The organism is Ruegeria sp. CDSC079 (assembly GCF_059610505.1).
Map to the genome: position 1 here is coordinate 501,155 of NZ_JBXWNT010000001.1, position 11,710 is coordinate 512,864.

The following is an 11,710-nucleotide window of genomic DNA, read 5'->3' on the forward strand; positions in this document are numbered from 1 at the left end:
GGGTCAAGTGTGTTCAATTTTTGGGCTATTGAGCAATATCAATGACTTAGATGTTGAGACCCCCGGTTGTATCACGCTTTTTGTTTCGATATGGTCGGGGTTCCTTTTGTCATGGGGATGGACAAACTAAATGGATATGCGATCACGGGTGAATTCCGCCCTGAAGCAAGCAATGAAAGACAAGAACGCCGAGCGTCTGTCGACCCTACGTCTGATCAATGCAGCAATCAAGGACCGGGATATCGCGTCTCGTGCTGCGGTCAACGAGGAAGCCAAGGGTTGCGGTGATGCCGAAGTTCTTGAAATTCTAGGGAAAATGTCCAAGCAGCGTAAGGAAAGTGCGCGTGCTTACGAAGAGGGTGGACGCCTCGATCTGGCGGAGCGTGAACTGCGCGAGATAGAAGTCATAGAAGAATTCCTGCCCGAGCAACTGGACGACGATGAGGTGACGAAAGCCATCCAATCAGCGATTACGGCCACTGGTGCCGGGTCGATCCGGGATATGGGCAAGGTCATGGGCGAGCTCAAGACACGCTATACTGGCCAGATGGACTTTGGGAAAGTTGGGCCCATGGTCAAAGATCAGCTTTGTGCGGCTGCCAGCGGCTGACTGCCGTGACATGCTGAAAGTTTACTGCGCGACTGGTTCGCGCAGTTTTTCTTTGAGGTCATCGTAAAGCGCAATCCGCTCTTCCTCGGACAGGAATGCGCCGATTTCGACTTCGCGACCTTCACCCTTGAGGGTGACGTAGTTCGGAACCGGGCCGCCGCTCTGATGGATCTCGGGGCGGGCCCAATAGCGATTACAGGCCCATTCCTGCTGCCCCTGTCGCGGGTCATGATGTATCAGATGCGCCTGTGTCCCGGTCAGAGTCAGGACTTCGAATATGCTACGGGCCCGATAGTTTGACCGGAGCGCCAGCCAAAGGCCAATAACTGTTAGCAGCAGGAAGGGCAGCAACCCCCAAAGCAAGGCCGAGCCAAGCACGGCCAAAAGTGGGATCAGCCCGAACAGAAAGACCCCAAACACAACTCGCACCGCCCAAGGACGCGGCAGTGAGTTATGCGGCCACAGGCGCAATTCAAGTTCTGAAGTGGTGGTTTGATTCCATCTGTAGGGCATGGCCGGAAGATAGCCCAAAGCGCGTCCGAGTCGACGCTGAAAATTCAGATGACGTGCCCGACGCGGGCCCACGATAGGGCATCGTCCAGCCGATCATCCCCCCAAAAGACTTCGTTCCCCACAACCAGGCTTGGGGCGCCAAAAATGCCCAGCTTAATTGCGCGTAGTGTTTCCGCCTCAAGTGCGGCGACAATGTCGGGGCTGCGCGCGCGGGACAGGATCAGTCGGGGATCCTGCTGATTGCGATGTAGCGCTTCGGACAGGGCGGTTTCGCTGCCGGCCTCTACACCTTCTTCGAACCAGATCCGATATAGAATTTGCGTAAAGTTCTTGCCCCAGCCTTCTTCCATTCCTAACAGCGCTACTTGATTTGCCAAGGCAAGGTCAGAAATGGGGTAGGGCGCAGGAAGCTGGGCGTGCATATGGTACTTAGCCGCCCGACGCTCAATGTCGCGCCACATATAGGCGGATTTGACGGGTTTCCCTGCAAAGGGGATGTTCTTCTGCTGCGACATAACTGTGCGTACATTGAACGGCCGCCATGTGACGGACGCATCGTGTTCAGAACACCAATCGTCCAGGCGCATGATCGTCAGAAAGCTGTAGGTGCTTCCGATAGAGTACCAGAAATCAAGATCGGGCATGTGAACCCTCGGGGTTGCCGATTGTTTTGCCTTTACCAGAGTACCCTATTTTGACCGATCTGGCGAATTTCCGGTGGCACGCCACTTAGAAATGAAAAACCCCGCCAAGTTGGCGGGGTTTTCTGTTGGTTCAGAGGGATCAGTGCGCGTGGCCCTTGTCCCAGTCTTCTTGCTTGGGCAGCTGCTCGAACGTGTGTTCGGGCGGCGGCGAGGGCAGGGTCCATTCCAGCGTATCCGCGTATTCGTTCCACGGGTTGTTCCGGGTCTCACGTGCGCCACGGAACAAGGCGTAAAACACGATACCAAAGAACAGCAGGAACGAGGCGAAGGATACAAAGGCGCCAATCGACGAGACATAGTTCCACTGCGCGAACGCTTCGGGATAATCGATGTAGCGACGTGGCATGCCCTGACGGCCCAGGAAGTGCTGCGGGAAAAAGGTCAGGTTGGCGCCGATGAAGAACAGCCAGAAGTGAACCTTGCCCCAGAACTCTGAATACTGACGGCCTGTCATCTTGGAGAAGTAGAAATAGATCCCAGCAAAGATCGCAAACACAGCGCCCAGCGACATCACATAGTGGAAGTGTGCAACCACATAATATGTGTCGTGATAGGCGCGGTCGATACCAGCCTGCGACAGAACCACACCGGTCACACCGCCAACGGTGAACAGGAAGAGGAAGCCGAAGGCAAACAGCATCGGTGTCTTGAACTCGATCGAGCCGCCCCACATGGTTGCGATCCACGAGAAGACCTTAACGCCGGTAGGAACCGCGATGACCATCGTTGCCAGCATGAAGTAGGCTTGCTGCTGGACCGACATGCCGACTGTGTACATGTGGTGTGCCCACACGACAAAGCCCAGTACACCGATCGCAATAAGTGCCCAAACCATCGGCAGGTAACCGAAGACTGGCTTGCGCGAGAAGGTCGCGATGATGTGGCTGATAAGGCCAAATCCAGGTAGGATCACGATGTACACTTCTGGGTGGCCAAAGAACCACAGGATGTGCTGATACAGGATCGGATCACCACCACCGGCCGGATCAAAGAAGGTGAAACCAAAGTTGCGGTCCATTAGCAACATGGTGATCGCGCCCGCCAAAACCGGCAGCGACAGAAGAATCAGCCACGAGGTGATGAAGATCGACCAGCTGAACAGCGGCACCTTGAACAGGGTCATGCCCGGGGCACGCATGTTCAGGAAGGTGGTGATCATGTTGATCGCGCCGAGGATCGAGGAGGCGCCCGATACGTGCACGGCAAAGATCGCAAGGTCCATGGACATGCCGCCCTCGCTCGTCGACAGCGGCGGGTACAAAACCCAGCCGACGCCCGAACCAAGCTGGTCATTACCACCGGGGCTCAGCAGCGAGGCCACGCCCAGCGAAGTACCGGCGACATAGAGCCAGAAGGACAAGTTGTTCATCCGCGGGAACGCCATGTCCGGTGCGCCAATCTGCAACGGCATGAAATAGTTGCCAAATCCGCCGAATAGGGCAGGGATGACCACGAAGAACATCATCAGAACACCGTGATAGGTGATCATCACGTTCCACAAATGCCCGTTCGGAGTACAGAGCTCGGCACCGCTGCCGAACAAGCGGAACCCTTCCATGCACATGTGCTGTACCCCGGGCTCCATCAATTCGATCCGCATGATAACAGTCATCAGAACCGAGATTAGACCGGCCAGGGCCGAGACGATCAGGTACAGAATCCCGATGTCCTTGTGGTTGGTCGACATGAACCAGCGGGTAAAGAACCCGCGCTGGTCTTCATGGTCGTGACCATGAATGGCTGCGTCTGCCATTAGGTGCCTCCTGTTGCAACTACACCGCGCTGTCGGACCTCTCCAACGCGCGGGATTCCTGCTGGTTTTAGATTGCGTGGGGGCGACCTTCAATGGTCGAGTTTGATCTGGATCAAGATTAATTGTCGCGGGTGCCGGTTGCAGGGCTTCGAAAAAGAGCACAACTTTCGGCAAATGGAGGAGACCGGATGGTTCTGAACTACGTGACGACCGAAAAGGCTCAGGCGGCCACCGGGCTACGCATGATCGTTGTCGGAGGTGTGCCAAGCCCTTGGAGCGAAGCCGCAAAGGGTATTTTTCACGTAAAGCGTCTGCCTTGGCTGCCAGTTTATCTGGACCATCAGGACCGGGCGCAGACCATCTGGGCGCAAACGGACAGCGCACCGGTTGTGTTCTGGAAAGATGAGGCACCGCTTTCCGAAACGGCCGATATTGTCGCCTTGGCACAACGAATCGCGCCTGAGCCAGATTTGTTGCCAGCATCAATGGCGCCCGACATTCTCGCCTTCATTGACTTACTTGCGGCCCCAAATGGATTGGGCTGGCAAAGGCGGCTTCAGCAAATCCATGCTTGTATGCGAGGCCAAGAAGGTGGGTTCCATCCCAAGATTGCCGACTATCTTGGCAAGAAATACGGCTATGATACAGAAGCAGGTGAAATGGCTGCCGATCGCGCTGATGGGATATTGAAACGCGTCAGTAGCAAGCTCACAGAAAGTGGTGATTTTCTGTTTGGCAACACGCTCACTGCAGCAGATATTTATTGCGCTGCCTTCATGGCTTTGTTCGCACCGTTGCCGGAAGAGTTGTGTGCTATGCGGCTGAGTACCCGAAGGGTTTTCGAGCATATATCCGATCCTGTACGGGATACTCTTTCGGCAGGTTTGCTGTTGCATCGGGACAGGGTATACCGCGATTTTCTGGAAACACCTTTGTCGCTCTGATCGCATGTGCATTGCGTCTTGACCGCCAAGGTGCGGCACCGCACAAACACCTCATGAAAAACGTCCAAACGGAGGCCGAGTATGTCTGCCTATGATCCCGATAACATTTTCGCCAAGATCCTGCGTGGTGAAATCCCTGCAAACCGGGTCTATGAAGACGACGACACACTGGCCTTCATGGACATCATGCCGCGCACGGACGGGCATCTGCTGGTGATCCCGAAAACGCCTTGTCGCAACGTGCTGGATGCCAGCCCAGAACAGCTTGCTTCTGTGATCTCAACGGTTCAGAAGATGGCACAGGCGGTGAAAGCGGCGTTTGGTGCGGATGGTGTCACCATCCAACAGTTCAACGAGGCTGCAGGTGGGCAAGAGGTGTTTCATCTGCATTTCCACGTTCTGCCGCGGCACGAAGGCGTTTCGATGCGACCGCCGGGCAATATGGGTGATTTTGACCTGATCGCTAAAAACGCCGCTAAAATCAAAGACGCGCTGGCCTGATCACCCGCTACAGGATCAGTGCGATCCAAGGCATTTGCTATGGTCGCCAAACGCGTTCAGCACTTCACATACATGGTCGTGGGTGCCGTCACAGGCGGCTGTGATGCGTTCCAGTTCGGCCTCAAGGCTGCGCAGCAATGTTATCCGGTTGCGCAGTTCAGTCAGCTGACGATCCGCGATTTCATGAACATGGTCCAGATCCGCCCCCTGCGCCCCTTCCAAAGAAAGCAACGCCTCGACATCCGGCAAAGGCAGGCCCAGATCACGCGAGTGCCGGATAAATTGGAGGCGTTTCAGAGCAGTCTCGTCATATCTGCGCTGATTGCCCGCCGTCCGATACGGTTTGGCCAACAAGCCTTTTTCCTCATAGAAACGGATCGTGGGCACCTTGACTCCGGTTTGCCGCGACAAATCTCCGATTGAGTACATTTTGTGCTTTTTGCCTCTTGAACCTCTAGTGACTAGAGGAATTACATAAGATGGCAGTTCAAAACAAGGATCTGATCTGCCATGTCACATAACCACACCCACTCTCACATTGATCCGAATGCCGGTGACCGGAGGGTGGTCGGAGCGATCGGCGTCAATATGGTATTGACGCTTGCACAAATAGTGGGGGGCATTTTGTCTGGCTCACTGGCCTTGATCGCAGATGCCTTGCATAATTTTTCAGATGCCATCGCGCTGATCATCGCGTTTTTCGCTCGTAAGATTGCGCGACGCCCGGCAGATCCACGGATGAGCTTTGGTTATGGTCGGGCAGAGGTTGTGGCCGCTCTTGTTAACTACACCACTCTTGTCGTTCTTGCCGTTTATCTGATGTACGAAGGTGTCATGCGGTTTATCGAGCCCGAACCGGTGAATGGCTGGATCGTCGTCTGGATCGCAGCGCTGGCCCTGATCGTCGATCTGATCACGGCTGCCCTGACCTATTCGATGGCAAAGGACAGTATGAATATCAGGGCGGCCTTTCTGCACAATGTGGCAGATGCATTGGGCTCGTTGGCAGTGATCGTCGCCGGAACCTTGGTCATCGTGTTCAACTGGACATGGGTGGATCCCGCCGTAACTATTCTGATCTCGGTCTACATCCTTTGGCATGTGAAATCTGAAATTGGCGAAACCATTCACGTCTTGATGTTGGGTGCACCATCCGACCTTGACCCAGAAGAGGTCGCTTCGATGATCGAGGCCACCGAGGGCGTTGTTTCGGTCCATCACGTTCATCTGTGGAGTATGCAGGAGCACGAACCTGCCCTGACTGCACATGTGGTTGCGACCAGCCACGCAGACGAAGATGCCAGGTGGCTTTCCACAACCATCAAGAATGCGCTGCAGGATCAGTTCGGGATTGGCCATGCAACGCTTGAAATTGAAAGTGGGGAAGAGGTTTGTGGCCATCCGGCCCGGTTTGGACATGACAAACACGAGCACTAAAAAAGAAATTGCCGTTCCGATTTGGGGTCGGAACGGCAGACTCGTAACCAAAACACTTACCTGTTTTCCCAGGGTATACCTGCGATCACCGGCTTAACACACCACTCACTCTAGAACGGTAAATCCATACTAGGCGTTAATGGGACCCAAGTATTCATATTTGTGAAATTTATCTAGATTCCGTCGGAAACCAGACGGACCAATCGGGAATTGTTTCCAAATTTTGAAACAGAGCGGATCTGACGGCTGGATTGTAGTCGGTGCCGGGCTGTTTTTCGATTCGTGATCCGAGTTAATCCGCCCCCGCGGGTCCAAAAACCTCAGCGAAGGTTTTTCTAAGCGCGTTGTCCACATCATCCATCGCGACCGGAAGACCCAGATCGACCAGAGAAGTCACGCCATGGTTCGAGATGCCGCAGGGTACGATCCCAGAGAAATGGCTCAAATCCGGTTCGACATTGATCGAGATGCCGTGAAAGCTGACCCATTTACGCAATCGCAGGCCGATCGCCGCGACTTTGTCCTCGGCTTTTTCGCCTGCTGGCGTCAGCGGCTTGTCATCCCGTTGCACCCAGACACCAACACGGCCGTCGCGGATTTGCCCGGTCACGTTGAACTCGGCCAAAGCTGCGATCACCCAATTCTCAAGCTGCTTTACAAACTTGCGCAGATCCCTGCCGCGTTTGTTCAGGTCCAGCATGACATAAGCAACGCGCTGCCCCGGACCATGATAGGTGTATTCACCACCGCGTTTTGACGTATAGACTGGAAATCTGTCCGGGTCTTTCAGGTCTTCGACCTTGGCTGAAGTGCCCGCTGTGTACAGGGCAGGGTGCTCAAGTAGCCAGATACACTCATCCGCCTCACCCGCCGCGATATCGGCCACGCGCGCCTCCATAAAGGCGATGGCCTCATCATAGTCGGTCAATCCGTCAGTAATCTTCCATTCCATGTCGGCTCCTTAGCGGCTGGATGCATGGATGGAAAGACCTAGGCTGCTTCGGTCAAACAGCGCTGCAGGACCTGCGCATAGGTGTCCGCCCCCTGCGCCCCAGTCAGCAGATACTTTCCGCCAAACACCATTGCGGGAACGCCGGAAATACCGCGACCGGTCCAGTATTGCTGCTTCTCTCGAACCGGCGCGGCATGAGCACCTGATTCAAGCACCCTGCGCGCAGCATTCCGATCCAGACCGGCAGTTTCCGCGGCCTCAAGCAGAACTTCAATATTCGAAACGTCCATTTGCTTGGTGAAATAGGCCTCGAACAAAGCCAGTTTCAGTGGATGCTGGCGACCCTGAGCCTCAGCCCAGTCAAGAAGCTGATGTGCAGCAAATGTGTTTACGATGCGACTTTCTTCATCAAAGGCGAAGGTAAAGCCCAAGTCAGCCCCGATTTGCGTCAATCGATCCCGCATCGCTTGGCTTTGTTCCGTCGAGGAGCCGTATTTCTCGGCAATGTGCTCACGCAGGTTCTGACCCTCGGACGCCATGTTTGGGTTCAATTCGAACGGATGCCAGCGCAGCTTTGCCAGAATATTTTGCTGTTTGAGCGCCAGATCCAACTGCCGGAATCCAACAATGCACCAGGGGCAAACCACATCCGAGACTATGTCGATCTGAACGATGGGGCGAGGGTCGGGCGAGGTCATGGCGGGGCTCCTGACGGGGTCATTTGGACGACAACCTGTTAAAGATAAGAGCGCCGAATGGGAATTCAAACCAACGTGATTTTTGCCTCTTCACATCTTGATCATCAAGGTCTATACGCCCCACTACCAAGTCACTAACAGTGCGGTCGTGGCGGAATTGGTAGACGCGCAGCGTTGAGGTCGCTGTGGGGTAACACCCGTGGAAGTTCGAGTCTTCTCGACCGCACCAAGTCATTGGATTTCATTCTTTTTAGGCCGAAATTCGCGACGCCTTCGGTGCGTTCAGTCGACGTGTCAAAGCCGGTCGCCAGCCGCCCGCTGTTAAGCAAGGTAAAGGCGCTGGCAGCCAGGATTCTGACCAGGTGTCAGGTTTCTTAGGTGTCCGGCGTTGCGTTACCGGGCAGGGACCTGCAGCTCAATACGGCGGAAGATCAGTGTGATAATGCCTGCAATGATCAGATAGATCAGTGCCAACAGCAGCAGCGGCTCATAGACAACAAAGGTGTCCGCCCGAATTCTTGACGACACAGCGTAGATCTCAACCACTGTTATCGTCGCCACCAGCGGGGTTGCTTTCAGCTGTAGGATCGTCTCACCGCCTAGTGTCGGCAGCACGCTGCGAATGGCCTGAGGCAGCCAGATCCTGCGGAACATGGTAAACCGAGGCATGCCAAAGGATTGCGCCGCTTCGAGTTGACCCTTCTTAACGCTGGCAAAGGCACCGCGCATGATTTCGCCCTCGTAGCCTGCGTACGACAAGGTCAGGGCCAGAACCGCATAGGGCCAAGCCTGTCGCAGATAGGGCCACAGCTCGCTGCCGCGTATCCATGGAATCTGAGGGAAAAGCGATCCAAGCCCATAGTACAACAGCCAGATTTGCAGAAGAATTGGGGTGCCGCGAATGACGGTGCAGAACACTTTTGCCGGTGCCGACAGATACCAGGGCCCAATCGCCTGAGCGAGACCCAGTGGAACGGCGAGCAAGAACCCAAGCACACAGGTGACGGCCAACAGCCAAATGGTCCTCCACAGACCTTCAAGCGCCAGCGGGGCATAGGTTGGAATCCAATCCCAGCGCAGTGAGACGGCGCACCAGATAACGAAAGCAGCAAAAAGTGCCATCAGCACGATCCGATGCGGCTGCATGAGTGCTCGCCAGTCCATTATCGGCTTCCTCCCTTCAGCGAAGGCTGCCCACGACGGGCCCATTTCTCGATACGCGCGAACACGACACCGGAACAAAGCGTGACGATCAAGTACAAGGCACCTGCAGCAAGGAAGAAGGTGAAATAGGCGCGGGTGCTGGCCGCGGCCTGACGGGTCTCCAGCGTCAATTCGCTAAAGCCGACAATGGCCAGCAGGGCCGTATCTTTAGTTGCAATGAGCCACAGATTGGCCAATCCAGGCGTGGCAAAAGACATCATCGCGGGAATTGTCACCCGCCGCATCAGCAGCAGCGAGGGCATGCCATAGGCGCGGGCGGCTTCGATCTGTCCGGTTGGAACCGCTTTGATTGCGCCCCTGAGAACCTCGGTCGCATAGGCGCCCTGAACGATGCCCAAAACCCAGATGCCGGCAACGACGCCGCTGATTTCGACGCGGTCATACCCCATTGCCTGCGCGGCCTGATTGATCAGGTCGGTCCCGACGTAATACAGGATCAGGATCAGCACCAATTCAGGCACGGCGCGCATTACAGTCGTATATATGCCGAGCAGGTCACGTGTGACCGGCCCGCCATATAGTTTTCCATAGGCCCCGAAAAGCCCGATGATCAACCCGAACCCGAACGCTCCAAAAGCGATCTGCAACGAGTTAGCGAGGCCACGCAGAAGGTTGCCGCCCCATCCCGGAGGACTAAGGGCAAGCAACTCCATGCTTTGGGCCAAACCCAGGCTTTCGAGGATAGCTTCCACGACGGATCTTACTCGCTATAGATGCTGGCTGTGAAATAGCGCGAGGTGATTTCGTCATGCGTGCCGTCGGCAAGAATTGCCGCGATACCCGCATTCAGCTTTTCACGCAGCGCGTCATCGCCCTTGCGGACACCCGCGCCGACGCCGCGACCTAGGATCGAGACGTCATTTTCGACCGCGCCTTTGATTTCACAGCAGGCACCGGTGTCAGATGAGACGAAATCCGCCATGGCGATGCTGTCGGCCTGGGTCGCGTCGATACGGCCAGCGAACAGATCCTGGTTGGCTTCGTCCTGAGTCTGATACACCCGGATTTCTGCCGCATCCTTGAAATGCTCGTTGGCATAGGCCTGATGGATCGTGGACGCCTGAATACCGATGATCTTACCGGCCAGAGATTCTGGTGTCGGTTCAATGTCCATCGACTTGTCGGCGACGATAACGGCCGGAGTGTTGTAGTAAGGGGCGCTGAAGTCGATCGTCTTCATGCGCTCTTCGGTGATCGACATCGACGCCATCAGGGCATCAATCTGCTGACCGGTCAGCGAGGGGATGATACCGTCCCACGCAACCGGAGTGATCACACACTCAAGCTCGGCGGCGGCACAGACCGCATCAATAACCTCGATCTCCCAACCGACCCATTTGCCAGAGGCATCCAGCGATGCGAAAGGCGGATAAGGCTCGGCTGCGATCCCGATCTTGACTTCATCTGCGCCAGCCGTTCCAGCCGAAAGCACAGCAGCAGCCAAAGCGGCCACGATTAGCTTTTTGTTTTTCATTGATATTCTCCCTGTTTGATATTTTGTTTGTTCAGCCGACTGATTTTAGGAATTGTTGCAGCCTTGCGGATTTCGGATTGTCGAAAAGTTCGTCGGGTGTCCCCTGTTCCTCGATCTTTCCTTCGAAAAGATACACAACATGGGTCGCAACCTCGCGCGCAAACTTCATCTCATGCGTGACCAGCAACATGGTTCGGCCCTCGGCCGCCAGATCGCGAATTACGGTCAGTACTTCACCAACAAGTTCTGGATCTAACGCGCTGGTTGGCTCGTCAAACAACATTACGCTGGGATCAACGGCAAGAGCACGCGCAATCGCAGCGCGCTGTTGCTGACCGCCTGACAGAAAGGAAGGGAAGGTATCCGCCTTGTCGCCAAGCCCAACGCGCTCCAGCAGCTGGTGCGCGCGTTTGATCGCCTCGTCCCGCGGTACTTTCAGCACGTGAACGGGCACCTCGATGACATTTTCCAGCAACGTGCGGTGGGTCCAAAGGTTGAAGGCCTGAAACACCATTGCCAGTCGGGTGCGGATGCGTTCCAGCTGACGCCGGTCCTTAGGCGTGCCATCCGGGCGCATCTCAATCGGCTCGCCGTTTACGACGATTTCTCCGGAACTGGGCGTTTCAAGGAAATTGATACAGCGAAGGAACGTGGATTTCCCCGAACCACTGCCTCCGATGATGGCGACGACATCACCCTGATGGGCAGTAAGTGAAACGCCTTTAAGAACTTCGAGCGAGCCAAAAGACTTGTGCAAGTCAGTGACCCGAATGGCTTCATCCGGCGTGGTTTCTGGGTCAGCGTTCATTTTGCAGTTTCATCCCTCTCAACCGTTTTTTTACTTGCAGCTTTAGCAAATCCCTACAATTATGCAACTGTATAATTATAATTTCTGGAAAG

At 55.3% G+C, this 11,710-nt stretch carries 14 protein-coding genes and 1 tRNA gene; 5 read left to right on the forward strand and 10 right to left on the reverse strand.

What is annotated here, in order from left to right; genetic code table 11:
* Positions 1–130: 130 nt before the first annotated feature.
* Positions 131–610, forward strand: coding sequence for a GatB/YqeY domain-containing protein (locus tag AC2FIC_RS02580; RefSeq protein ID WP_142634482.1), 480 nt, complete (start codon positions 131–133; stop codon positions 608–610).
* 21 nt (positions 611–631) lie between these two features.
* Here the strand turns inward: AC2FIC_RS02580 and AC2FIC_RS02585 are convergent, their stop codons facing one another.
* The 3 genes from AC2FIC_RS02585 to ctaD form a co-directional block, all read right to left on the reverse strand.
* Complete coding sequence (locus AC2FIC_RS02585) at positions 632–1,123, reverse strand: DUF2244 domain-containing protein (protein WP_496690745.1); 492 nt, start codon at positions 1,121–1,123, stop codon at positions 632–634.
* A gap of 44 nt (positions 1,124–1,167) precedes the next feature.
* Positions 1,168–1,767 carry a 2-hydroxychromene-2-carboxylate isomerase gene (locus AC2FIC_RS02590; RefSeq protein ID WP_496690744.1) on the reverse strand — a complete coding sequence of 200 codons (600 nt, stop codon included), beginning with the start codon at positions 1,765–1,767 and terminating at the stop codon, positions 1,168–1,170.
* A gap of 139 nt (positions 1,768–1,906) precedes the next feature.
* Positions 1,907–3,580: a cytochrome c oxidase subunit I gene (gene ctaD / locus AC2FIC_RS02595; protein ID WP_142634476.1), complete on the reverse strand. Its 1,674-nt coding sequence runs from the start codon at positions 3,578–3,580 to the stop codon at positions 1,907–1,909.
* Between the two features lie 188 nt (positions 3,581–3,768).
* On the opposite strand from ctaD, the gene AC2FIC_RS02600 reads away from it, so the two are divergent.
* Positions 3,769–4,524, forward strand: a complete 756-nt coding sequence (locus AC2FIC_RS02600) for a glutathione S-transferase family protein (RefSeq protein WP_496690743.1) — start codon at positions 3,769–3,771, stop codon at positions 4,522–4,524.
* A gap of 81 nt (positions 4,525–4,605) precedes the next feature.
* Entirely contained in the window at positions 4,606–5,025 is a 420-nt protein-coding gene (locus AC2FIC_RS02605) for an HIT family protein (protein WP_496690742.1), read from the forward strand.
* A 15-nt stretch (positions 5,026–5,040) separates the two neighbouring features.
* On the opposite strand, the gene AC2FIC_RS02610 is transcribed toward AC2FIC_RS02605, so the two are convergent.
* Positions 5,041–5,454, reverse strand: coding sequence for a MerR family transcriptional regulator (locus tag AC2FIC_RS02610; RefSeq protein WP_281972282.1), 414 nt, complete (start codon positions 5,452–5,454; stop codon positions 5,041–5,043).
* An 81-nt stretch (positions 5,455–5,535) separates the two neighbouring features.
* Here AC2FIC_RS02610 and AC2FIC_RS02615 point away from each other — a divergent pair, with 81 nt between their 5' ends.
* Positions 5,536–6,462 (forward strand): cation diffusion facilitator family transporter, encoded by a 927-nt coding sequence (locus tag AC2FIC_RS02615; protein WP_282021359.1) that lies wholly within the window; start codon positions 5,536–5,538, stop codon positions 6,460–6,462.
* Between the two features lie 292 nt (positions 6,463–6,754).
* Here the strand turns inward: AC2FIC_RS02615 and lipB are convergent, their stop codons facing one another.
* Complete coding sequence (gene lipB / locus AC2FIC_RS02620) at positions 6,755–7,414, reverse strand: lipoyl(octanoyl) transferase LipB (protein WP_496690741.1); 660 nt, start codon at positions 7,412–7,414, stop codon at positions 6,755–6,757.
* Between the two features lie 38 nt (positions 7,415–7,452).
* Positions 7,453–8,112 (reverse strand): DsbA family oxidoreductase, encoded by a 660-nt coding sequence (locus AC2FIC_RS02625; protein WP_496678127.1) that lies wholly within the window; start codon positions 8,110–8,112, stop codon positions 7,453–7,455.
* Between the two features lie 142 nt (positions 8,113–8,254).
* On the opposite strand from AC2FIC_RS02625, the gene AC2FIC_RS02630 reads away from it, so the two are divergent.
* A tRNA-Leu gene (locus AC2FIC_RS02630) sits at positions 8,255–8,341 on the forward strand.
* Between the two features lie 164 nt (positions 8,342–8,505).
* On the opposite strand, the gene AC2FIC_RS02635 is transcribed toward AC2FIC_RS02630, so the two are convergent.
* From AC2FIC_RS02635 to AC2FIC_RS02650, 4 genes are read right to left on the reverse strand one after another with little or no spacing between them, the layout of a single operon-like run.
* Complete coding sequence (locus AC2FIC_RS02635; RefSeq protein ID WP_425595839.1) at positions 8,506–9,276, reverse strand: ABC transporter permease; 771 nt, start codon at positions 9,274–9,276, stop codon at positions 8,506–8,508.
* The gene (locus AC2FIC_RS02640; RefSeq protein WP_496691035.1) at positions 9,276–9,989 is read right to left on the reverse strand and encodes an ABC transporter permease; all 714 of its coding nucleotides are present in this window, start codon (positions 9,987–9,989) and stop codon (positions 9,276–9,278) included. Before AC2FIC_RS02640 ends, AC2FIC_RS02635 begins: the two co-directional genes overlap by 1 nt.
* A 47-nt stretch (positions 9,990–10,036) precedes the next feature.
* On the reverse strand, positions 10,037–10,810 hold the full coding sequence (locus AC2FIC_RS02645) for a transporter substrate-binding domain-containing protein (RefSeq protein ID WP_496690740.1): 774 nt from the start codon (positions 10,808–10,810) through the stop codon (positions 10,037–10,039).
* Between the two features lie 31 nt (positions 10,811–10,841).
* Positions 10,842–11,618 carry an ABC transporter ATP-binding protein gene (locus AC2FIC_RS02650; RefSeq protein WP_496690739.1) on the reverse strand — a complete coding sequence of 259 codons (777 nt, stop codon included), beginning with the start codon at positions 11,616–11,618 and terminating at the stop codon, positions 10,842–10,844.
* Positions 11,619–11,710 lie beyond the last annotated feature (92 nt).